The sequence below is a fragment of the Microvirga sp. CF3062 genome (assembly GCF_036314045.1).
Classification (GTDB): domain Bacteria; phylum Pseudomonadota; class Alphaproteobacteria; order Rhizobiales; family Beijerinckiaceae; genus Microvirga.
Window position 1 is genome coordinate 271993 of the sequence record NZ_JAYGGN010000001.1, and the last position, 19695, is coordinate 291687.

The following is a 19695-nucleotide window of genomic DNA, read 5'->3' on the forward strand; positions in this document are numbered from 1 at the left end:
TCTCAGCCCTCGTCACGTGTGATTCCTCGTCATCACCGGCCTTGTGCCGGTGATCTCGATGCGAAGGGCGCTGCGCTCTTCAAAGCGAGATGGCCGGGACAAGTCCGGCCATGACATCGAAGGATGTTCACCAAAGGCTCGATCTGTTACTCCGCCGCCTGTTTCGGCCCGTATCCAAGCCTGCGGTTGAGATCCTCGATCAGGTTCACGGCAGCATCGGCAATCACAGTGCCGGGCGGGAAGATCGCAGAGGCGCCGGCTTGGTACAGGGCATCGAAATCCTGCGACGGGATCACGCCGCCGACCACGATCATGATGTCGTCGCGACCATACTTGGCGAGTTCGCTTTTCAGCTCCGGCACCAATGTGAGATGTCCGGCCGCAAGCGACGAGACGCCGATGATATGAACGTCGTTCTCAATGGCTTGACGCGCCGCTTCCGCAGGGGTTGCGAAGAGCGGGCCGATATCCACGTCGAAGCCGAGATCGGCGAAGGCCGAGGCGATCACTTTCTGGCCGCGGTCGTGCCCGTCCTGTCCCATCTTGGCGACGAGAATGCGCGGGCGGCGGCCATCGTCATGCTCGAACCGCTCCACCAGAGTGCGAACCTTCTCGACGGCTGGCGACGCCATCCCGACCTCCCGTTTGTACACGCCCGAAATCGATTTGATCTCGGCCCGGTGACGACCCCAGACCTTTTCCAGCGCGTCCGAAATCTCGCCCACGGTCGCCTTGGCACGCGCAGCCTTCACGGCAAGGTCGAGCAGATTGCCGTTGCCCGCCGCGCCCTGTGATAGGGCGTCGAGTGCCGCATCCACATCGGCCTGATTGCGGTCGGCTTTCAGGCGCTTGAGCTTCTCGATCTGGCTCGCGCGCACGGCGGCGTTGTCGACCTTCAGGATGTCGATGGAGGCCTCGTCCGTCGACTTGAAGCTGTTGACGCCGATGATCTTCTGGTGGCCGGAATCGATGCGGGCCTGCGTGCGGGCAGCCGCCTCCTCGATCTTCAGCTTCGGAATGCCGGCCTCGATGGCCTTGGCCATGCCTCCTAAGCTCTCAACCTCCTGGATATGCGCCCAGGCCTTCTGCGCCAGCTCGTAGGTGAGGCGCTCGACATAGTACGAGCCGCCCCATGGATCGATGATGCGGGTGGTGCCGCTTTCCTGCTGCAGGAAGAGCTGCGTGTTGCGCGCGATGCGGGCGGAGAAATCGGTGGGCAGCGCCAGCGCCTCGTCGAGCGCGTTGGTGTGCAGCGACTGCGTATGCCCTTGTGTCGCTGCCATCGCCTCGATGCAGGTGCGCGTGACGTTGTTGAACACGTCCTGCGCGGTGAGCGACCAGCCGGAGGTCTGCGAGTGGGTGCGCAGCGGCAGCGATTTCTCGCTTTGCGGGTTGAAGTCCTTCACGAGCCTGGCCCAGAGGAGGCGCGCGGCGCGCATCTTGGCCACTTCCATGAAGAAGTTCATGCCCACCGCCCAGAAGAACGACAGACGCGGCGCGAACTGGTCGATGGTGAGGCCTGCCGCGATGCCGGCGCGGATATACTCGACGCCGTCGGCAAGCGTGTAGGCGAGCTCCAGGTCCTGCGTCGCGCCCGCTTCCTGCATGTGGTAGCCGGAGATCGAGATCGAGTTGAATTTCGGCATGTTCGCGGACGTGTAGGCGAAGATGTCCGAGATGATGCGCATCGACCCTTTGGGCGGGTAGATGTAGGTGTTGCGCACCATGAACTCTTTGAGAATGTCGTTTTGGATCGTGCCCGACAGCTTGGAGGCGGGCACGCCCTGTTCCTCTGCCGCGACGATGTAGAGCGCGAGGATCGGCAGCACCGCGCCGTTCATGGTCATCGACACGCTCATCTGGTCGAGCGGGATGCCTGCAAACAGGGTACGCATGTCGTAGATGGAATCGATGGCAACCCCCGCCATGCCCACGTCGCCAGAGACGCGCGGATGGTCAGAATCGTAGCCGCGATGGGTGGCGAGGTCGAAGGCCACCGACAGGCCCTTCTGGCCCGCCGCGAGATTGCGGCGGTAGAAGGCGTTCGAATCCTCAGCCGTGGAGAAGCCCGCATACTGGCGCACGGTCCAGGGCTGGTTCACGTACATGGTGGGGTAGGGGCCCCGCAGGAACGGTGCAATGCCCGGATAGGTGTCGAGGAAGTCGAGCCCGGCGCGATCCTCGGGGCTGTAGGATCCCTTCACCGCAATGCCCTCGGGCGTCAGCCACGGCTCGGCCGGGGATTTTAAGGAGGATGCCAGGGGAGCATCGGCGAATGCGACGCTCGTGAAATCCGGGATGCTGGTCATGGGATTAAGCGGATGCCCTTGCCGGTGGAAACGGATCGAATGAGGTGCATTCTAGGGCATCCGCCAACGCGATGCTATCGGAGCAAGGTCTGAGCCCTCAGCCCCGCTTCTCGGCATTCCAATAGCCGGAGCAGACCCGCCCGCCGGAGGTGGTCCAGGTGCCGCGGCCTGTGGTGCCGGAGAGCCGGCCCGAGACGTTGGCCCGGTCCTGACCGCGCGAGATGCTGGCTGTCACCGAGCCGTTCTGCTGCACCCGGCCGTTCACGTTGAAGTTTTCCGGTCCGCCATAGCGGGCCTGACCGTTCTGGACGACGACCGCATAGCGGTAGGCCCGGTCGCAGGCGCCCTGCTCGGTGACGACTTCGACGCTCCAGTTGCCATCGAATCGGTTTGCTTGGGCTTGGGCCTGGGGAACCGCGACAAGGGCCGCCAGGGCGGCACCGCCAAGCCAGGAAAGAACACGCATCAATCACTCCCTGAACACGATGAGGTGGATGAACCAACGTGGGTATTTCAGGCTCGGTTCCTCTCTAGGGTCGTGCTGTCGCAGGCACGAAAAAGCCGCCGCACCGGATAATGCGGCGGCCTGAGAAAGATGTAGTCGATCAGCTGCGCGCCATGGTGGAGCGCTTCTGAGCACTCCAGCGGCCGGAGCAGCCGTAAGAGGCGACCTTCCAGATGCCCGAGCCAGCCTGACCCGCCAGGCTGCCCGAGGCCTGGGCCTGGGCGGAGTTGCGGCGGATATCAAGGCTCACAGCGCCGCTGGCGGCGATCTGCCCGCTGATCTGAGCCGGAGCCTCACCGGGATCACCGTGGTAGCGGACGTTCCCCTTCTCGACCGTGATGGCATAGGTGTTGGTGCCGCAGATGCCGGAATCGGTCACCATCTGCACCTGCCAGGTGCCGTCGTGGTTGTTCTTAGGAGCAGCCAGGGCCGCGCCGGTGCACATCATGCCAAAGCTGAGGGCCACAGCCGTTGTCTTTGTGAAAGTCATAACCGTGATCCTCCCGGTTGTGGGCCGGGAGGAAATCTCAAGGCTCCGCGCAGGCCTTGTCGAGGGCCTCGCCGAGGATCTTGAGGGTGTCGCACCCGGTGAAAATAAAGGTTGTGATGCCGGCCTCGGTCAGCTCTTTTTGATCTTCCCCGGGGCGGCCAGCCAGGAACATAAGTTCTGCTCCCGCCTGACGCAAGGTACTTGCGGTCGCAGGGGCATGAAATTTGTAAATATCGTCAGTAGAGCAGATGCAGCTAATCTTGGCTTTACTAACGGCAAAGGCACTTTTAATGCTCTGTTGGTCTGTTAATCCCTCGTTCATGATGGATTCTATGCCGCCGGTCTCGAAGAAGTTCTTGGCAAATGTTGCGCGGGCGGTGAAATCCGCGACGGACCCGAGATTCGCGAGGAACACCTTCGGCCGCTCTCCCGTCTTTGCCCGGTAGGCGTCGGAGATGTCGCGCAGGCGTTCGAAGGCTTCCGCGATGCGAACCGAGGGCAGGGGAGCGACCGCTACGGCGTTCGAGCCTGCTGCCGTCGCGGCCAGCTGCGGGAGTGTTGATCCATTCCAGGCCATCTGCACGAGGGAGGAGAATGACGTTTCCGTCGGAGCCGCTGCACTGTCCTGCTCTCCTCCCCCTTGTGGGGAGGAGTTGGAGGTGGGGGTGTCGGCGCCAGAGCTTGGTAGGTTCTCGCTCGCACCCCCACCCCTGGCCCCTCCCCACAAGGGGGAGGGGAAAAGTACCGTCACATCGGCTTCGTTGATGTTCGGGAACTCGCTCGTGCCGGTGATCGGCTCCCTGCGCGTGGCGACGGCATTCTCGCGCTGGGCGCGAACCGTTGCGATCCGGACCTGGAGCTTTTCGCCCTTAAGGCTTTCCAGAATGCCGCCCTCGCGCTCGATCTCCTGGAACAGTCCCCAGGCCTTCTGGCACAGCGCATCGGTAAGCGCCTCGAACCCGCCGGCGCCTGCCGCTGGATCCGCCACGCGGGCGAGGTTCGACTCATCGAGCAGGATCAGTTGCGTGTTGCGCGCGATGCGACGGGCGAAGGCATCGGGCAGGCCGAGCGCTGCCGTGAAGGGCAGCACCGTGATGGCATCCGCACCGCCGATGCCAGCCGAGAAGGCGGCCACCGTGGTGCGCAGCATGTTCACCCACGGATCGCGCCGCGTGGTCATGCGCCAGGCGGTTTCCGCATGCAGGCGGATCGGCCTCGGCTCCAGGCCGCAGGCCTGCTCGACCCGCGCCCAGAGATGGCGCAAAGCCCTGAGCTTGGCGACAGTGAGAAACTCGTCCGCATCGGCCACGAGCAGGAACGATAGTGTTTTGCGCGTGGCATCAAGCGAATGCCCTGCAGTTTCGAGGGCGCGCAGATAGCTCAATCCCGTCGCCAGCACGGCGGCGAGCTCCTGCGCCTCGCTGGCCCCGGCCTCGTGATAGACGCGCCCATCCGCCATGAAAGCACGGCCGGCGAAGCCCTGGCCAGTCAGGTGATCAAGCGTATCGCCCATGCGCTGCGCCATCGCGTCCCAGGAGGCCGACATCCGGCCCTGGGCTGCCATGGCGCCGACAGGGTCGAGGCCGAGATCGAGGGAAAGCTCAGACAGCTTGTGGCCGCGCCGCTCTGCCAGCGCCAGCACCAGCGCGGCCATCTGGCGGCCGTGTCCGCCGGCATCGACGCGCAGGTGGATGAGGTCGAGCATGACGCCGCCGAGCGTCCGGTCGAGATCGTCGACGGAGTCGATGCCCACGCCGAAGCCGCGCGCCGCGAGGGCTTTCGGCGTCACGAGGGTCAGCGCATCGGCGCCGCCTTCGAGGTCGGCGAGCGCCAGCTCATTGGCCTTCGCCGGATCGGGATGGTCGACCCGCTGCGATACCCGCCAGCGGCCGGCCTCCTCGCGCGCAACCGGCGCTGAGCCTTCCGCTTTCGGATAGAGCGGCTGAATGGCGATGCCGTCGTGGCTACGGGAGACGAGTTTCTTCTGAAAGTCCGCGCCCTTCAGCACGCCCTCGACCAGCTTGAGCCATTGCTCGCGGGTCGCTTGCGGAAAGTCGGCGGCGAGTGAGAGATCGTCCATGAGGGCCTCGTCCGGAGGAGGGCTGCGCGAATGGCGCGGACAATACCGGCAGGAGGGGAATGTGGGAATGCCCCAAAGGATGGGGGCAGGGTCGAGGCAATCTCCAATCCGTTTCGGGCGTGACGCGCTGGCATCATCGCCACCTTGTTCATCCCGGACGCTGCAGGCGATCCGGGATCGCTGGACCAGCCCAGCACTGTAATCCCGGGGCTGCGCAGCAGAGCCCGGGATCCATAACCACGACCTTAAACCAGTTCGGCACCGTTAGCGTTTATGGATCCCCGCCTTCGCGGAGATGACAGCGTTGAGGATCCGACATTTAATCCAGCACACGATCCCGGGTTCTGCTGCACAGCCCCAGGATGATGAGCCTTGAGCGGTCAAACGAACTGCGAAAGCCCCGGAATCGAGCCCACGATGGGGCCCATCACATCCTCGCCGGCTTTCTCGCGGCCATAGGCGAACAGCTCCTTGCCGAGCGGCTGCATCTGGCCCATGGACACGCCGATGCCCATGAGCTGGCCGCCGAGCGCCATCACGCCGCCGCCCATGGAGCCCATCATGCCCATCATGCCGCCGCTGGCGCCGGTCTTGCCCTCCTCGATGGCGTCCATCGCGCCAGGAAGAGCCTGGATCAGTTGGTTGACCTCGCTCGAGGGGCCTTCCTTCTGGAGGTAGCCGAGAATGATGCCGATCGCCTTGCGGGCGGTGGCCTGATCGAGGCCGGTTTTCTGCGTCACGCGGGCGATGAGCTCTTCCATTTGATTCTCCTGAAGCTTGGAACGGGCAGGTAGTTCACACCTAAACCGTTTAATCAAGAATTCCGAGAGTGGAAACTCGCGGCAACGCTTCTAAGATCCATTGATAGATTCTGGAGGATTCGATGCTGCAGGACGGGAAGATCTTCATCGGGAAGAGCACCAAGCCCGAATATCTCGATCTGAGGCTCGCCAATCGGCACGGCCTCGTGACCGGAGCCACGGGCACGGGCAAGACCGTTTCTCTGCAGGTGCTGGCGGAGGGGTTCTCCAACGCGGGCGTTCCGGTCTTCGCCGCCGACATCAAGGGCGATCTCTCCGGCATGGCGGCAACCGGCAACGGCAAGGAGCCCCTCGTCAAGCGCGCCAAGGAGATCGGCGTCGACTACGTGCCGGACAAGTTCCCCGTGGTGTTCTGGGATCTGTTCGGCGAACAGGGGCATCGGGTGCGGGCGACGATCTCCGAGATGGGGCCGCTGCTGCTCTCGCGCCTGCTCGATCTCAACGACACGCAGGAGGGCGTGCTCAACATCGCCTTCCGCATCGCGGACGAGCAGGGGCTTCTGCTGCTCGACCTGAAGGATCTGCGCGCGCTGCTGCAGCTCATCTCCGAGAATGCCAGCCAGCTCACCACCACCTACGGCAACGTGTCGAAGGCCACCATCGGCACGATTCAGCGCCAGCTCCTGGTGCTGGAGAACCAGCAGGGCGACGAGTTCCTCGGCGAGCCGGCGCTCGACATCAAGGACCTGATGCGTAACGACCGCGACGGGCGCGGCATCGTCAATATCCTGGCGGCGGACAAGCTCATGAGCAATCCGCGCCTCTACGCCACCTTCCTCCTGTGGCTCATGTCGGAGCTGTTCGAGGAGCTACCCGAGGTGGGCGATCTCGACCAGCCCAAGATGGTGTTCTTCTTCGACGAGGCGCATCTGCTCTTCAACGATGCGCCGAAGGCTCTTGTCGAGACCGTGGAGCGCGTGGTCCGTCTCATCCGGTCCAAGGGCGTCGGCGTCTATTTCATCACGCAGAACCCGATCGACATTCCCGAAAGCGTGCTGGCGCAGCTCGGCAACCGGATCCAGCATGCGCTGCGCGCCTATACTCCACGCGAGCAGAAGGCGGTGCGGGCGGCGGCCCAGTCGTTCCGGGAGAACCCGGCCTTCGACACGGAAAAGGCAATCACCGAACTCGGTGTCGGCGAGGCGCTGGTCTCGACCCTCGAGGGCAAGGGCGCCCCCTCCATGGTGGAGCGCACGCTGATTGCGCCGCCCATGGCGCAGGTGGGGCCGATCGAGTTGACCGAGCGCCAGCAGATCATCGCGGCGAGTCCCATGAAGGGAAAATACGACCACACCGTCGATGTGGAATCCGCCTATGAGATGCTCTCTAAGCGCGCCGAGCAGGCGGCCGCCGAGACCCAGGCGGCGGAAGGGGGAGGCGGCATCCTCGACATGCTGGGCGGCCTCTTCGGAGCGGGAACGCAGCGCAAGGGCTCCATGACGGTGACGCAGCGCGTCACCCGCGAGGTAACGCGAACCATCGTCAACCAGACGGTCGGCAACCTCGCCGCGGAGATCGGCAAATCCATCGGCGGCCGCCAGGGCAGCTCCATCGGCAGAGCGATCGTGCGCGGAACCCTGGGCGGGCTGCTGAGGCGGTAATCTTCATCGATGGTCATCCCGGACGCCGCAGGCGATCCGGGATCGCGGGACGAGAGTGGCACGGGAGCCCTCCTCCCCCTTGTGGGGAGGAGTTGGAGGTGGGGGTGTGAGCGTCACGTTTTGAAATCTTGGCGCTGACACCCCCACCCTTAGTCCCTCCCCACAAGGGGGAGGGAAACCCGCGCTCTACTTGTCTTGCGATCCTGGATTGGCTCCGCCGTCCGGGATAGCCGTTTTGATGAACACCTCTTGCGGCAGTCCCCTGTTGGATGCACCTTGTCGGCCGCGACAAATTCCAACACAGGGCCACCATGTCCAAGCTCGACCAAGTTCTGCAGCGCATCGATTCCGATCTCGATTCCTCCCTGGAGCGCCTGTTCCAGTGGCTCAAGGTTCCGTCCATTTCCACCGATCCTGCCTACAAGGACCATTGCCGCACCGCGGGCCAGTGGCTCGTCGACGAGCTGAAGAGCATCGGTATCGAAGCCGCTTTACGCGAGACGGGCGGGCATCCGGCCGTGGTGGCGCATGCCAAGGGCGACGCGAAGCTGCATGTGCTGTTCTACGGCCATTACGACGTGCAGCCGGTCGATCCGCTGGAGCTGTGGGAGACGCCGCCTTTCGAGCCGCGCATGATCACGCTGTCGGATGGCCGCAAGGCCATCAGCGCGCGCGGCTCCTCCGATGACAAGGGTCAGGTGATGACCTTCGTCGAGGCCTGCCGCGCCTGGAAGGCCGAGACCGGCTCGCTGCCGATCAACATCACCTTCCTGGTCGAGGGCGCGGAGGAGGACGGCTCCAAGTTTCTGCCTGAGTTCATCGAGGCCAACAAGGACGAGCTGAAGGCCGATGTGGCGCTCGTCTGCGATACGGGCATGTGGGACCAGGATACGCCCGGCATCACCTCGTCTCTGCGCGGCATGGTCTATGAGGAGATCATCGTGCGCTGCGCCGACCGTGACCTGCATTCCGGCTCCTTCGGGGGTGCTGCGCGCAACCCGATCCATGTGCTCTCGAAGATCATCGCGGCCTTCCACGACGACAACGGCCGCATCACCATTCCGGGCTTCTACGGCGGCGTGCATGAAACGCCCACGCAGGTGCTTGAGCAGTGGAAGGGCTTGAACCTTACGGAGGAAGAATTCCTCGGGCAGGTCGGTCTCAAGCATTCCGCCGGTGAGAAGGGACGCATGCTGATCGAGCAGATCCAGTCACGCCCCACCTGCGACGTGAACGGCATCATCGGCGGCTATACGGGCGAAGGCACCAAGACGATGATCGCGTCGGAAGCGCGCTGCAAGGTCTCCTTCCGCCTCGTGGGCGATCAGGACCCAGTTAAGATCTCCCAGAACTTCGAGGCTTTCGTGCGCGAGCGCATTCCCGCTGATTGCTCGGTGGAGTTCATCCATCACAAGGGCTCGCGGGCGCTGGCGCTGCCGCACGACTTCCCGGCCATCACGGCAGCGAAGTCGGCGCTGCACGATGAATGGCAGAAGGACCCCATCGTCATCGGCATGGGGGGCTCGATCCCGGTCGGCGGCGACTTCAAGCGCACCCTGGGCATGGATACGCTCTTCGTCGGCTTCGGCCTCGATGACGACCGCATTCACTCGCCGAACGAGAAGTACGACCTCCAGAGCTTCCACAAGGGCACCCGCTCCTGGGCGCGTATTTTGGCGGCGATGGCGAAGTAAAGTCAGTGTCTGAGAGGCGGAGATGCAGCGGTTCATTCAGAGGGCGCAGCATCTCCGCCACCGGCAGACGAGTGCAGAAGCCTTGCTTTGGCAGGCGCTGAGAAATCGAAAGCTGTCGGATTGGAAATTTCGGCGCCAGCATCCGATCGACAGGTATGTTGTCGATTTCGTCTGCCTGGATGCCAAGCTGATCCTTGAAGTTGATGGAGCAACCCATTCGACGGGTGACGAAATCCGGCAGGATGAGGAGCGGACACGCGTCCTAGAGATCTGCGGGTATCACGTCATACGCTTCGCCAATGCTGAAATTTATGACAACCTTGATGGTGTGATGGAAACCATTCTCGCCGAACTTGAGCGACGTATTCATCTGTAAGGGAGACGAGCAGGCTCGTCTTCCACCTCTCCCCGGCGGGGAGAGGTCGAGCGCAGCGAGGGTGAGGGGGGAGCGCTACCCGGAAAGACCTGTAACCCCTCACCCGGACCTGACGGTCCGACCTCTCCCTCAGGGAGAGGTGTGGGAGCGTCGCGCTTGCCTTAAGTCATCACCAACTCGTCGAGCGATGCGATGACTGAGCTCGGAGGAAGCTCCGCGTACTCATCCGGCAGACCCAGTCGGTTCACCCAGATTGGCGTGAACCCGAAGGCGGCTGCACCTGCGATGTCCCAGCGGTTGGATGACATGAACACGACTTCGCTTGCAGCGACGGACAGGGCCTGCAGCACGAGGTCGTAGCTGCGTGGGCTCGTCTTGAAGATCTGCACGGCGTCGACGGACAAAACTACGTCGAGATCATTCGAAAGACTTGCTGACGATACGGCCGCATTCAGCATGCCGGGATCGCCGTTCGACAGGATGCCCGTGCGAAGGCCGCGCGACTGCAAGCCCTGGAGCGTCCGCCGAACCTCCGGATAGGCATCGAGGGTGCGATAGGCATCCAGAAGTAGCGGCCTCAGGAAGCGGTCCACATCCGGAAATCGCGCGAACGCATAATCGAGCGCCTGCTCGGTCAGAGTCCAGAAGGGCTCATATCGGCCCGCCAGCGACAGCACCCAGGAATACTCGAGCTGCTTCGTGCGCCACACTTCCGAGAAGCGCGCTGCGTCGGGCCCGACCTGGGCCATGTGGCGGCTGACGGCGGAATGCACGTCGAACAATGTTCCATAGGCGTCGAAGATGACGGCCTTGGTAGGGGCGGGGATAAGGCTGTGGCTGGTCATGAAGGGCAGACTTTCACTGGGCGCGGGCCGTGGCAAGCCGGCCAATGATCAGCCCTTCGCATGAAACCCATCACAAGACTTTATGTCCCAGTCTTAAGCACAGCGATTGACGGTTGCCGGCGCAGGCGTTTCGATAGGGCAGAATTTCTGACCCAAAGGATGATACACGTGGCTTGGTATTCGCAAACCTGGAACTGGTTCAACGGCGCTTGGCACGAGGGCAATCCGCCCATGATCGGGCCGCGCTCGCACGTGTCCTGGCTCGGCTCCTCCGTCTTCGACGGTGCCCGTGTGTTCGAGGGCGTTGCGCCCGATCTCGACCTGCACTGCGAGCGCGTGAACCGTTCGGCCCTCACCATCGGCCTCAAGCCGACTATGGAGCCTCAGGCCATCTTCGATCTGGTCCGCGAGGGCGTGCAGAAGTTCGCGCCCGGCACGGCGCTTTATGTGAAGCCCATGTACTGGGGCGAGGCCGAGGGCCTGTCCACCATCGCGCCGGACCCGGAATCGACCCAGTTCTGCCTCTCCCTCTTCGAGGCGCCGATGCCGGTGCCGGGTGGAACCTCGCTCACGAAGTCGAGCTTCCGCCGTCCGACCCTCGAATCCATGCCGACCGATGCGAAAGCCGGGGCTCTCTACCCGAACAATGCCCGCGTGATCCGCGAGGCGAAGGAGAAGGGCTTCGACAACGCGCTGGTGTGCGATGCCCTCGGCAACGTGGCCGAGACCGCCACCTCCAACGTGTTCATGGCGAAAGACGGCGTGGTCCATACGCCTTATCCGAACGGCACATTCCTCAATGGCATCACCCGCCAGCGGGTGATCCAGCTCCTGCGCGACGACGGCGTGCAGGTGGTCGAGAGCACCCTGCGCTACGAAGATTTCGCCGGCGCCGACGAGATCTTCATCTCGGGCAACTATTCCAAGGTGATGCCGGTGCTGCGCATCGACAACCGCGATCTCCAGCCCGGCCCGTTCTACCGCAAGGCGCGGGAACTCTACTGGGCCTTCGCCCATGACAAGGGTGTCCTCAAGGCGGCTTGAAGGCCTTCAACGAAGTTGTGAACGATGCGCGAGGCGGCTTGGTCGCCTCGTGCCCTACATGGCTCCAGCATTGTGCCCAACGCCGGAGCCCCCGATGCGGTTTATCCTGAAAAGCCTTGTGGCCCTGAGCCTCCTGACGACTCCGGCTGAGGCGGAATCGGTCGATCTGGAGCTGGTCTTCGCGGCCGATGGCTCGGGCTCCATCGACAATGACGAGCTGCGCCTCCAACGGAAGGGCTGGGCCGATGCGCTGACCAGCCCCGATGTGCTCAACGGCATCAAGGACGGCCCTATCGGGGCCATTGCGGTCGCCTACATGGAATGGGGCGGGCCGAGCTCCCAGGTGCTGATCGTCGACTGGCACGTGATCCGCGACGAGGCGAGCGCGAGAGTGTTCTCCGACAAGCTCCTGAGCGCCCCGCGTGGCGCGACTGGCTACAATTCCATCTCCAATGCCATCGACTTCTCCATGCGCCTCGTGGAGGGCAACGCCCACGAGGGCACGTGCAAGGTGATCGATGTCTCGGGCGACGGTCCGAACATGAACGGCCGGTCCCTGGAGCAGGTAAGGGCGGAGGCGCTGGCCAAGGGCTTCACCATCAATGCGCTCGCCATCCGCCGGCCCGGCAGCGGCCGTCCGGGCGGGCCCGGCGGCATGTCGCTGGAGGATTATTACGCGCAGAATGTCATCGGAGGTCCTGGCTCCTTCGTGGAGATCGCCGACGAAACGCAGCCCTTTGCCCTCGCCGCCCGCCGCAAGCTCCTGACGGAGATCGCCGGCACGGGAGGCACGACGCGCCACACCCGCCGCTAGATGGCGATGGCTTGAGGACAAGCCTGCCTGAAATGCTAGAGTGAGCCCATGGCGAATCTCGAAGACTGGATCATCGAACAGGGCCTGCACGGGTCGGACATGACCACGCTGCTCTCAGGGGTTGCCGAGCGGCTGGTCGGCGAGGGCATCCCCCTGGTCCGGGCCTACATCGCCCTGCCGACCGTCAATCCGACGATTCGCGTCTATACGCATCTGTGGACCCGATCCGCCGGCACGGTCGTGGAAGGGGTCTCCCACGAGCGCAATGCGGATGCCTTCGAAGTGAGTCCCTTCGCCTACATGATGCGCACTGAGCAGGAGAGCTGCCATTGGCTCATCAACGGCGCGGACGCAGGTCTGTTCGGCGTCTTCGAGGATGTGAGAGCCTTAGGGGGCAAGGATTACCTGGCGCGTCTCATCAGCTTCGGCAACACCAGCGCGCCTGACCTGCGGGGGATCGGGGCCGCCTTCTCGACCAGCCGCCCCGAGGGCCTCCGGCCGGAGGAGATCGCCCGGATCGACGCGCTCCTGCCGCTCCTGGGCCTTGCCGCCTACCGCATGACCCTGTTCGACCTCACGGTTGCGATGCTCGACACTTATGTGGGGTTCTCGGCCGGTCGGCGCGTGCTGAGTGGAGCGATCCGGCGCGGCTCCGGCACGACCATCGAGGCGGCCCTGCTCTTTGCGGATCTCAGAGGCTTCACGACACTTGCGGACACGGCAGGTCTCGACCTGATCGCCCGCCTCGACCGGCACCTGGAGGCCATGGCCGATCCGGTGGCGGAGCAGGGCGGGGAAGTGCTCAAGTTCTTAGGCGACGGCCTTCTGGCCGCTTTTCCGATCACCGAGGAGCGGTCGCACGAGAGCGCCTGTGCGGCGGCGATCCGGGCCGCGCAAGTGGCGCTTGAGCGTAACGAGGCCGTCAACCGCGAATATGACACCCCGCTGAGTCTCGATATCGCGCTCCATTGCGGGGATGTGTTCTACGGCAATATCGGCGCTGCCGGTCGCCTCGACTTCACGGTGATCGGACCTGCCGTGAACGAGGCGAGCCGCATGGAGGCGCTTTGCAACGTCCTCGACTGCTCGGTCATCCTGTCCGACCGGGTTGCCTCCGTGAGCCCGGTGCCGGTTCGCTCCCTCGGCAGACACCGCCTGCGAGGTATCGCTACGGAACGGGAGCTGTTCACCTTGAGCGACGTCAGCGTCTGGACAGCCTGACCCCGAGCATCTTGAGCCCCGCCAGCAGCACGCCGCCATAGAGGAGGGCGCCGGCTGCCCCAAGAATCGCGAGCAGGATCTCGTTGTTCCAGGCGGGGAGCCGGGCGGTCCATTCGGACAGAGGCAGGGGTGCGAACCAGGCGAAGGCCCCGAGCAGCAGGCTCGCCACGGCAACGGCGGCTGCGGTGCGTCCGAGCATTCCGCTAAGAGCCATCCAGTCCCGGCGCAGAGCAAGCAGGATAAGAAGCCCGAGATTGACCCAGATGCCGATGGCAGTGGCAAGCGCCAGGCCGACCACGCCGTAGCGCCCGGTCAGCACGATCTTCAGCGCCACGTTGACCGCTACAGCCGTGAGCGAGGCAATCAGCGGCGTCACCGTATCCGAGCGGGAATAGAAGCTCGCCACCGCCGAGCGGATGAGCACGGCGGCCGGCAGGCCGACAGCATAGGCGGCAAGAACCGCACCGGAGCGTGCGGCCGCGGCCGCATCGAAGGCGCCGCGCTGGAACAGGGCCGACATGATGAGATCGGGAAGCGTCACGAAGGCCACCACGAACGGGGCGGCGAGCGCCAGGGTCAAACCCACGGCCCGGTTCTGAGCGCCATGAGCCCCGGTCACGTCGCCGGCGGCGATGCGGCGGCTCATCTCGGGCAGCAGCACGGTGCCGGCAGCAATCCCGATCACGCCCAGCGGCAGCTGATAGATGCGCTCGGCATAATAGAGCGAGGCGACCGCGCCGGTGGGCAGCAGCGAGGCGATGATCGTGTCGGCAAAGAGGGCGAGCTGCACGCCTGCCGAGCCGATGATGGCTGGCCCGAGCACCTTGAAGAAATGCTTCATGGCCGGATCGAAGCGCGGCGCTGCAATCGTCGGCGCGACGCCCAGGCGCTTCGCGGAAAACCAGACCAGCAGCAATTCGAGCACGCCCGCCACCGTGACGCCCCAGGCAGCCGCATAGCCGGCGTTCGGGAACAGGAACGCGACCGCCAGCGCTGCCACGATGGAGACGTTGAGCAGCACGGGCGCGGCGGCAGCTGCCGCGAAGCGCTCATGGGCGTTGAGGATGCCTGAGAGGATCGTCACCAGGGTGACGAAGAGAAGGTACGGGAAGGTGATGCGGGTGAGCGTCACCGCCAGGTCGAACTTCTGCGGCTCGTCCGAGAAGCCCGGAGCGAGCAGGCTCACCACCACCGGCATGCCCACGAGGGCTACCACCAGCAGCAGCACCTGCACGATCAGCATCAGGGTGCCGATGCGGCTGGCAAACGAGCGGGCTGGGGCGGCGCCATCCCGTTCCAGCACACCCGCATAGGTGGGCAGGAACGCGCTGTTGAAGGCTCCTTCGCTGAAGATCGCCCGAAAATGGTTGGGGATGCGGGAGGCCACCACAAAGGCGTCGGCGATGGGGCCCACGCCCATGATGGCCGCCAGCACCACGTCGCGGATGAAGCCGGTGAGGCGCGAGACCAGCGTCCAGCTGCCGACGGAGAGGATCTTCTTGAACATCGGTCAGGCCCGGCGCAGTCGGTAAGTGTCGGGAACGAGGTCGTTCGAGACCTCCGTCGCACCGCCGATCCGCTCGGCCACCACGTAGAGCGGTCGCCGCTTCACCTCGGCGAAGATGCGGCCGACATATTCGCCGACGATGCCGAGCGACATGAGCTGTATGCCGGAGAAGAACATGACGGAGACGATCAGGCTCGGAAAGCCGGGGAGGTCGGTTCCGAACAGCAGCGTCCGGATCGTGAAGAACACGGCCGTGGCAATGGCCATGAACGAGATCAGGAAGCCGATATAGGTCCAGATCCTCAGTGGCACTGTGGAGAAGGCCGCGATGCCGTCGAAGGCGAAGCGGAAGAGCTTTCTGAAGCTCCATTGGGTGGTGCCGAAGCGGCGCTCCTCCACCACGAACGGCACGCCCGTGGCCTTGAAGCCGATCCAGGCATAGAGGCCCTTAGAGAAGCGTGCCCGCTCGCCGAGAGTTCTGAGAACGTCGACGCCTTTGCGGTCGATGAGCCGGAAGTCGCCCGCGCCCTCGGGCAGGGGGATCTCTCCGAAACGGGCGAAAAGCTTGTAGAAGACCTGAGCGAAACCGCGCTTGACCCGGGTCTCGTCCGTGCGGTCGGTGCGCTGGCCGTAGACCATGAGATAGCCCTCGCGCCAGCGTTCCACGAAGGTCTCGATCATTTCCGGCGGATGCTGGAGGTCGGCATCCATGATCACCACCGCATCGCCCCGGGTATGGTCGAGCCCCGCCGCAATGGCGATCTCCTTGCCGAAATTGCGGCTGAAGGAGACAGCTCCGATCCGGGGCTCCTGCCGGCTGACGTCCTTGATGATGTCCAGGGTGTTGTCCCGGCTGCCATCGTCCACGAAGATCAGCTCCCAGGCTGAGGTGATCCGGTCGAGGACCGGCAGCAGGCGCTCGCAGAGAGGCGCGATGTTCGCGCTCTCGTTGTGAACCGGGATGATGACGCTGAGCTTGGGCGACGCCACTGGATGAACCCTTGATTGTCGGGCCGCATCAAGAGCCGAGTTTGCGGCTTTGCTCAAGAGCATTAGGGTGCGGCAGAACCGATTTCTAGGACATTCATGGGCCTCTCACGCAACGTCATCCTCTGCGCCGACGATTTCGGCCTCGCCGATGGGGTGAGCCGGGGCATCGTCGAACTGGCGGAGATGGGCCGCCTCTCGGCCACGGGAGCCATGACCAACATGCCCGGCTGGCGGCGGGCCGCCGGGGATCTGAGGCCCCTGCAGGGCCGGATTGCCGTAGGCCTTCACCTCAACCTCACCACGGGGTCGCCTTTAGGCTTGATGCCGCAGTTTGCCCCGTCGGGGGTATTTCCCACACTGAAGGACCTCCTGCCGAAAGCCTTGAGCCGTAAGCTCCTGGCAGACGAGATTGCGCAGGAGATAGAACGCCAGCTTGATGCCTTCATCGAGGCTCACGGGGAGCCGCCAGCCTTCGTGGATGGCCATCAGCACGTTCATGTGCTGCCGGGGATCAGGCTGGCCCTGATCAAGGTTCTGACGGAGAGGGGTTATGCCGGGCGTATCTGGCTGCGCGATCCTTCGGATCGGATTGCCGCGATCCTGCGCCGGCCCATCGGGCGCAGCAAGGCGTTGATCGTGAAATCTCTGTCCCAAGGCTTCGCCCGAGCTGCCCATGCGGCGGGCTTTGATACCAATGAGGGATTCTCAGGCTTCGCCCCGCTCGACCTTTCCGTGCCGGCTGAACGTGTCTTCAAGGAGGCGTTCTCGAAGCTCGGGCTTCGCCCTCTCGTCATGTGCCATCCGGGCTATGTGGACGATGAGTTGCGTGGGCTCGATCCAGCTGTAGAGAGCCGCGTGGAGGAGCTGAATTATCTGAAGTCGGACGCTTTTCGCGAATTGCTGGAGGAGCGGGGATTGCGGCTTGTGGGCACCATCGTCTGAAAGACACTTGGTCATCATCCGCCCTGTGTCGGCGCCATTCCCGAAAGCAGTCAGTAAAACAAAACGGGCCTCCGAAGAGGCCCGTCTGACGCAGCGTTATTGCGCTTACTTCGATGCGGTCTCGAACATCTCCTCGACATGCTCCCAGTTCACGAGATTGTCGAGGAAGGCCTTGACGTAGTCGGGGCGGCGGTTGCGGTAGTCGATGTAGTAGGAATGCTCCCACACGTCGCAACCGAGGATCGGCTGTGCGCCGTGGACCAGCGGGTTCTCGCCGTTCGGGGTCTTCATGACGGTGATCTTGCCGTCCTTGAGCGCGAGCCAAGCCCAGCCCGAGCCGAACTGGCTGACGCCGGCTTGGATGAAGTCTTCCTTCATCTTGTCGACGGAGCCGAGATCCTCGACGATCTTCTTCTCGAGCTTGCCCGGCAGGGCGCCGCCGCCATTCGGCTTCATCCACATCCAGAAATGGATGTGATTGTAATGCTGTCCGGCATTGTTGAAGAGGGCCTGGTTCTTGCCGTAGGAGCCCTTCACGACCTCCTCGACGCTCTTGCCTTCGAATTCCGTGCCTTTCAGCAGGTTGTTGCCGGTGTTGACGTAAGCTGCATGGTGCTTGTCGTGGTGAAACTCCAGGGTTTCCCGCGACATGTAGGGCTGCAGGGCATCATAGGCATAAGGCAGTTCGGGCAGGGTGAACGACATCGGCGTCTCCTTTGGATTGAGCGACCCGGGGCATCGGACCTGAAAGTAGTGGCGACTTTGGGGTCGATCCGATGTCGGTCACTTGCGACCGCGCATCGCCGGATGCGCTTGAGCGTTAGTTAAAGCGCCAGGGGCTCAAGAGCAACGGCCAAGCTCCGGACTTTTTTCTGCTCAAGCTTCACAGCCGGTTGTCTTTTGCCTATAGAAGCATAGCTTTTCCGCGATAATCCTTGGTTTGCGTATGATGGAGACAGCATGATCATCGCTCTTCTGGCCCTCGCTCTTGCGATGATTGTTGGTGGATTGCTGGCTGCTTTCTTTGGATGGGATATCGTTCTGGTCGAGCGCGGCTGGACGATGGTGATCGCGGGCAGCGTCACGGCCGCAAGCGGCGCGCTTCTGCTCGGCATCGCGGCGGCGGTCTCCAAGCTGGGGAAGATCGAAAGGCGGCTTTCCGGGCTGCAGGCCGGGTCCGGACTCGATGAGTTCGGCATGGGCTATCGCGCTCCCGGAGCGATTGCCGGTGCAGGGCTTGGTGGCGGGCTCGCGGGCGGTGTCGCGGCCGCAGACGCGGCCGGTGCCTACGAGGAGCGCACGGACGATAACCAGCCGACCCTGCCGCTGTTCGATGAGCACGAGAGACGCGAGCAGGATGAGGCTGCGGTAGCGGTTGCCGGATGGCCCGAGGACAGGGATGCGGCGCCCGTCATTCCATTCCCGCCGAGGACAACCCCGGCTGCCCCGCCTGCCCAGGATGAGCAGGAGCAGGACCTCAAGGTGCCGGACTTCCTCCTGGCCGACCGGCGGCGCAATGACGAGCAGGATCACCTCGTTGCAGAACCCGGACTCGACCTCGATGTGCTCGATCAGGACGACCGTGAGCCTGAGGTCAAGGATCGCGACCGGAGCGATGAGCCTCTGGAGCCCGTTTCAGATGATGAAGCCGATGTAGAGCCGCAACATGACAGCAAGCCTGCCGTCGCCGAGGTCGGTCAGGAAGCACCTTCCGAGGACGAGGCGCTGTCCGACGAGGAGAGCCCGGCCACGATCATCGGCACCTACAATTCCGGGGACAACAAGTACGTCATGTTCTCGGACGGCTCGATTGAGGCTCAGACCCCGAGCGGCACATTCCGGTTCCAGTCTCTGGACGAGCTGAAGGAATTCATCGCGGCCGGCGGCGAAGGCAACTCGTCGGCTAGCCTTTGAAGAGTGGAGACAAGGCGCGGAAATCTTCCGTCGCGGCCCGCTCCATCCATTCGAAAGCGACCATCTCCATGGTCACCCAATGGCAGCCTGCATGCAGCAGCCGCGCGCAGGCGGCGTTGACGCTGTGAGGCGAGCGGCTCGATACCGCATCTGCAATTACGAATACCTCCAGGCCTGACGTCTTGAACTCCAGGGCAGTCTGCAGCACGCAGATATGCGCCTCGGCCCCACAGACCATGAGCTGATCGCGGCCGCTGCCCCGCAAGGTTGCGATCCGCTCCGCAATCGACGGCTCGCGCGCGGCCGAGAAGGTAGTCTTCGACAGGGTGGCCGCATCAGTGGGGAGCGCCTCTGCCACTGCTGGAAGGGTGGCGCCCAGGCCTTTGGGATACTGCTCCGTCACCGTCACGGGAACTCTAAGCCGCTTGGCCACTTCCAGCAGGGTTGCCAAGTTGCGGACAAGAGCCTCGCCCTCGTGGATCGCGGGCATCAGGCGGGCCTGAACATCGACCACCAGCAAGTGTGAGCGGCTTGCGTTCATC

Annotated in this window: 18 protein-coding genes; 8 read left to right on the forward strand and 10 right to left on the reverse strand. The window is 63.9% G+C overall.

All coding sequences use genetic code 11. The annotated features are described in order from the left end of the window. Positions 1-146: 146 nt before the first annotated feature. The 5 genes from scpA to VB618_RS01335 form a co-directional block, all read right to left on the reverse strand. Positions 147-2309, reverse strand: coding sequence for a methylmalonyl-CoA mutase (scpA, locus tag VB618_RS01315; RefSeq protein WP_329794683.1), 2163 nt, complete (start codon positions 2307-2309; stop codon positions 147-149). Between the two features lie 97 nt (positions 2310-2406). Next, the gene (locus tag VB618_RS01320; protein WP_329794684.1) at positions 2407-2775 is read right to left on the reverse strand and encodes a hypothetical protein; all 369 of its coding nucleotides are present in this window, start codon (positions 2773-2775) and stop codon (positions 2407-2409) included. Positions 2776-2914: 139 nt separating this feature from the next. Next, entirely contained in the window at positions 2915-3304 is a 390-nt protein-coding gene (locus VB618_RS01325; protein ID WP_329794685.1) for a hypothetical protein, read from the reverse strand. Between the two features lie 37 nt (positions 3305-3341). After that, positions 3342-5384: a methylmalonyl-CoA mutase subunit beta gene (locus tag VB618_RS01330; RefSeq protein WP_329794686.1), complete on the reverse strand. Its 2043-nt coding sequence runs from the start codon at positions 5382-5384 to the stop codon at positions 3342-3344. A gap of 380 nt (positions 5385-5764) precedes the next feature. After that, positions 5765-6145: a DUF2267 domain-containing protein gene (locus tag VB618_RS01335; protein WP_329794687.1), complete on the reverse strand. Its 381-nt coding sequence runs from the start codon at positions 6143-6145 to the stop codon at positions 5765-5767. A 122-nt stretch (positions 6146-6267) separates the two neighbouring features. Here VB618_RS01335 and VB618_RS01340 point away from each other — a divergent pair, with 122 nt between their 5' ends. The 3 genes from VB618_RS01340 to VB618_RS01350 all read left to right on the forward strand — a co-directional run bounded on the left by VB618_RS01340 (position 6268) and on the right by VB618_RS01350 (position 9876). Beyond that, positions 6268-7806: a helicase HerA-like domain-containing protein gene (locus VB618_RS01340; RefSeq protein ID WP_329794688.1), complete on the forward strand. Its 1539-nt coding sequence runs from the start codon at positions 6268-6270 to the stop codon at positions 7804-7806. Positions 7807-8117: 311 nt separating this feature from the next. Continuing rightward, positions 8118-9500 (forward strand): M20/M25/M40 family metallo-hydrolase, encoded by a 1383-nt coding sequence (locus tag VB618_RS01345; protein WP_329794689.1) that lies wholly within the window; start codon positions 8118-8120, stop codon positions 9498-9500. A 22-nt stretch (positions 9501-9522) separates the two neighbouring features. Next, positions 9523-9876 carry an endonuclease domain-containing protein gene (locus tag VB618_RS01350; protein WP_329794690.1) on the forward strand — a complete coding sequence of 118 codons (354 nt, stop codon included), beginning with the start codon at positions 9523-9525 and terminating at the stop codon, positions 9874-9876. 161 nt (positions 9877-10037) lie between these two features. Here the strand turns inward: VB618_RS01350 and VB618_RS01355 are convergent, their stop codons facing one another. Then, positions 10038-10721 carry a haloacid dehalogenase type II gene (locus VB618_RS01355; RefSeq protein WP_329794691.1) on the reverse strand — a complete coding sequence of 228 codons (684 nt, stop codon included), beginning with the start codon at positions 10719-10721 and terminating at the stop codon, positions 10038-10040. 159 nt (positions 10722-10880) lie between these two features. On the opposite strand from VB618_RS01355, the gene VB618_RS01360 reads away from it, so the two are divergent. From VB618_RS01360 to VB618_RS01370, 3 genes are all read left to right on the forward strand, one after another. After that, entirely contained in the window at positions 10881-11765 is an 885-nt protein-coding gene (locus tag VB618_RS01360; RefSeq protein ID WP_329794692.1) for a branched-chain amino acid aminotransferase, read from the forward strand. Between the two features lie 94 nt (positions 11766-11859). Then, complete coding sequence (locus VB618_RS01365; RefSeq protein WP_329794693.1) at positions 11860-12579, forward strand: DUF1194 domain-containing protein; 720 nt, start codon at positions 11860-11862, stop codon at positions 12577-12579. A gap of 48 nt (positions 12580-12627) precedes the next feature. Beyond that, positions 12628-13800: an adenylate/guanylate cyclase domain-containing protein gene (locus VB618_RS01370; RefSeq protein ID WP_329794694.1), complete on the forward strand. Its 1173-nt coding sequence runs from the start codon at positions 12628-12630 to the stop codon at positions 13798-13800. On the opposite strand, the gene murJ is transcribed toward VB618_RS01370, so the two are convergent. Both murJ and VB618_RS01380 read right to left on the reverse strand, forming a co-directional pair. Then, a complete protein-coding gene (gene murJ / locus VB618_RS01375; RefSeq protein WP_329794695.1) occupies positions 13781-15307 on the reverse strand; it encodes a murein biosynthesis integral membrane protein MurJ in 1527 nt (508 codons plus the stop codon). The genes VB618_RS01370 and murJ overlap by 20 nt on opposite strands. 3 nt (positions 15308-15310) lie before the next feature. Beyond that, positions 15311-16297, reverse strand: coding sequence for a glycosyltransferase family 2 protein (locus tag VB618_RS01380; protein ID WP_329794696.1), 987 nt, complete (start codon positions 16295-16297; stop codon positions 15311-15313). A gap of 96 nt (positions 16298-16393) precedes the next feature. On the opposite strand from VB618_RS01380, the gene VB618_RS01385 reads away from it, so the two are divergent. Next, entirely contained in the window at positions 16394-17239 is an 846-nt protein-coding gene (locus tag VB618_RS01385; protein ID WP_329794697.1) for a ChbG/HpnK family deacetylase, read from the forward strand. A 105-nt stretch (positions 17240-17344) separates the two neighbouring features. On the opposite strand, the gene VB618_RS01390 is transcribed toward VB618_RS01385, so the two are convergent. Then, entirely contained in the window at positions 17345-17944 is a 600-nt protein-coding gene (locus tag VB618_RS01390) for a superoxide dismutase (RefSeq protein ID WP_329794698.1), read from the reverse strand. A gap of 255 nt (positions 17945-18199) precedes the next feature. On the opposite strand from VB618_RS01390, the gene VB618_RS01395 reads away from it, so the two are divergent. Next, positions 18200-19153, forward strand: coding sequence for a hypothetical protein (locus VB618_RS01395; protein ID WP_329794700.1), 954 nt, complete (start codon positions 18200-18202; stop codon positions 19151-19153). Here the strand turns inward: VB618_RS01395 and VB618_RS01400 are convergent. Next, a complete protein-coding gene (locus VB618_RS01400) occupies positions 19143-19694 on the reverse strand; it encodes an isochorismatase family protein (protein WP_329794701.1) in 552 nt (183 codons plus the stop codon). The two genes, VB618_RS01395 and VB618_RS01400, sit on opposite strands and share 11 nt — an antisense overlap. Between the last annotated feature and the right edge of the window lies 1 nt (position 19695).

What these genes read in the sequence shown, in the direction of transcription:
- scpA (WP_329794683.1), bottom strand. Translation starts at nt 2,309, where the DNA reads ATGACCAGCATCCCGGATTTCACGAGCGTCGCATTCGCCGATGCTCCC.
- VB618_RS01320 (WP_329794684.1), bottom strand. Translation starts at nt 2,775, where the DNA reads ATGCGTGTTCTTTCCTGGCTTGGCGGTGCCGCCCTGGCGGCCCTTGTC.
- VB618_RS01325 (WP_329794685.1), bottom strand. Translation starts at nt 3,304, where the DNA reads ATGACTTTCACAAAGACAACGGCTGTGGCCCTCAGCTTTGGCATGATG.
- VB618_RS01330 (WP_329794686.1), bottom strand. Translation starts at nt 5,384, where the DNA reads ATGGACGATCTCTCACTCGCCGCCGACTTTCCGCAAGCGACCCGCGAG.
- VB618_RS01335 (WP_329794687.1), bottom strand. Translation starts at nt 6,145, where the DNA reads ATGGAAGAGCTCATCGCCCGCGTGACGCAGAAAACCGGCCTCGATCAG.
- VB618_RS01340 (WP_329794688.1), top strand. Translation starts at nt 6,268, where the DNA reads ATGCTGCAGGACGGGAAGATCTTCATCGGGAAGAGCACCAAGCCCGAA.
- VB618_RS01345 (WP_329794689.1), top strand. Translation starts at nt 8,118, where the DNA reads ATGTCCAAGCTCGACCAAGTTCTGCAGCGCATCGATTCCGATCTCGAT.
- VB618_RS01350 (WP_329794690.1), top strand. Translation starts at nt 9,523, where the DNA reads ATGCAGCGGTTCATTCAGAGGGCGCAGCATCTCCGCCACCGGCAGACG.
- VB618_RS01355 (WP_329794691.1), bottom strand. Translation starts at nt 10,721, where the DNA reads ATGACCAGCCACAGCCTTATCCCCGCCCCTACCAAGGCCGTCATCTTC.
- VB618_RS01360 (WP_329794692.1), top strand. Translation starts at nt 10,881, where the DNA reads ATGATACACGTGGCTTGGTATTCGCAAACCTGGAACTGGTTCAACGGC.
- VB618_RS01365 (WP_329794693.1), top strand. Translation starts at nt 11,860, where the DNA reads ATGCGGTTTATCCTGAAAAGCCTTGTGGCCCTGAGCCTCCTGACGACT.
- VB618_RS01370 (WP_329794694.1), top strand. Translation starts at nt 12,628, where the DNA reads ATGGCGAATCTCGAAGACTGGATCATCGAACAGGGCCTGCACGGGTCG.
- murJ (WP_329794695.1), bottom strand. Translation starts at nt 15,307, where the DNA reads ATGTTCAAGAAGATCCTCTCCGTCGGCAGCTGGACGCTGGTCTCGCGC.
- VB618_RS01385 (WP_329794697.1), top strand. Translation starts at nt 16,394, where the DNA reads ATGGGCCTCTCACGCAACGTCATCCTCTGCGCCGACGATTTCGGCCTC.
- VB618_RS01390 (WP_329794698.1), bottom strand. Translation starts at nt 17,944, where the DNA reads ATGTCGTTCACCCTGCCCGAACTGCCTTATGCCTATGATGCCCTGCAG.
- VB618_RS01395 (WP_329794700.1), top strand. Translation starts at nt 18,200, where the DNA reads ATGATCATCGCTCTTCTGGCCCTCGCTCTTGCGATGATTGTTGGTGGA.
- VB618_RS01400 (WP_329794701.1), bottom strand. Translation starts at nt 19,694, where the DNA reads ATGAACGCAAGCCGCTCACACTTGCTGGTGGTCGATGTTCAGGCCCGC.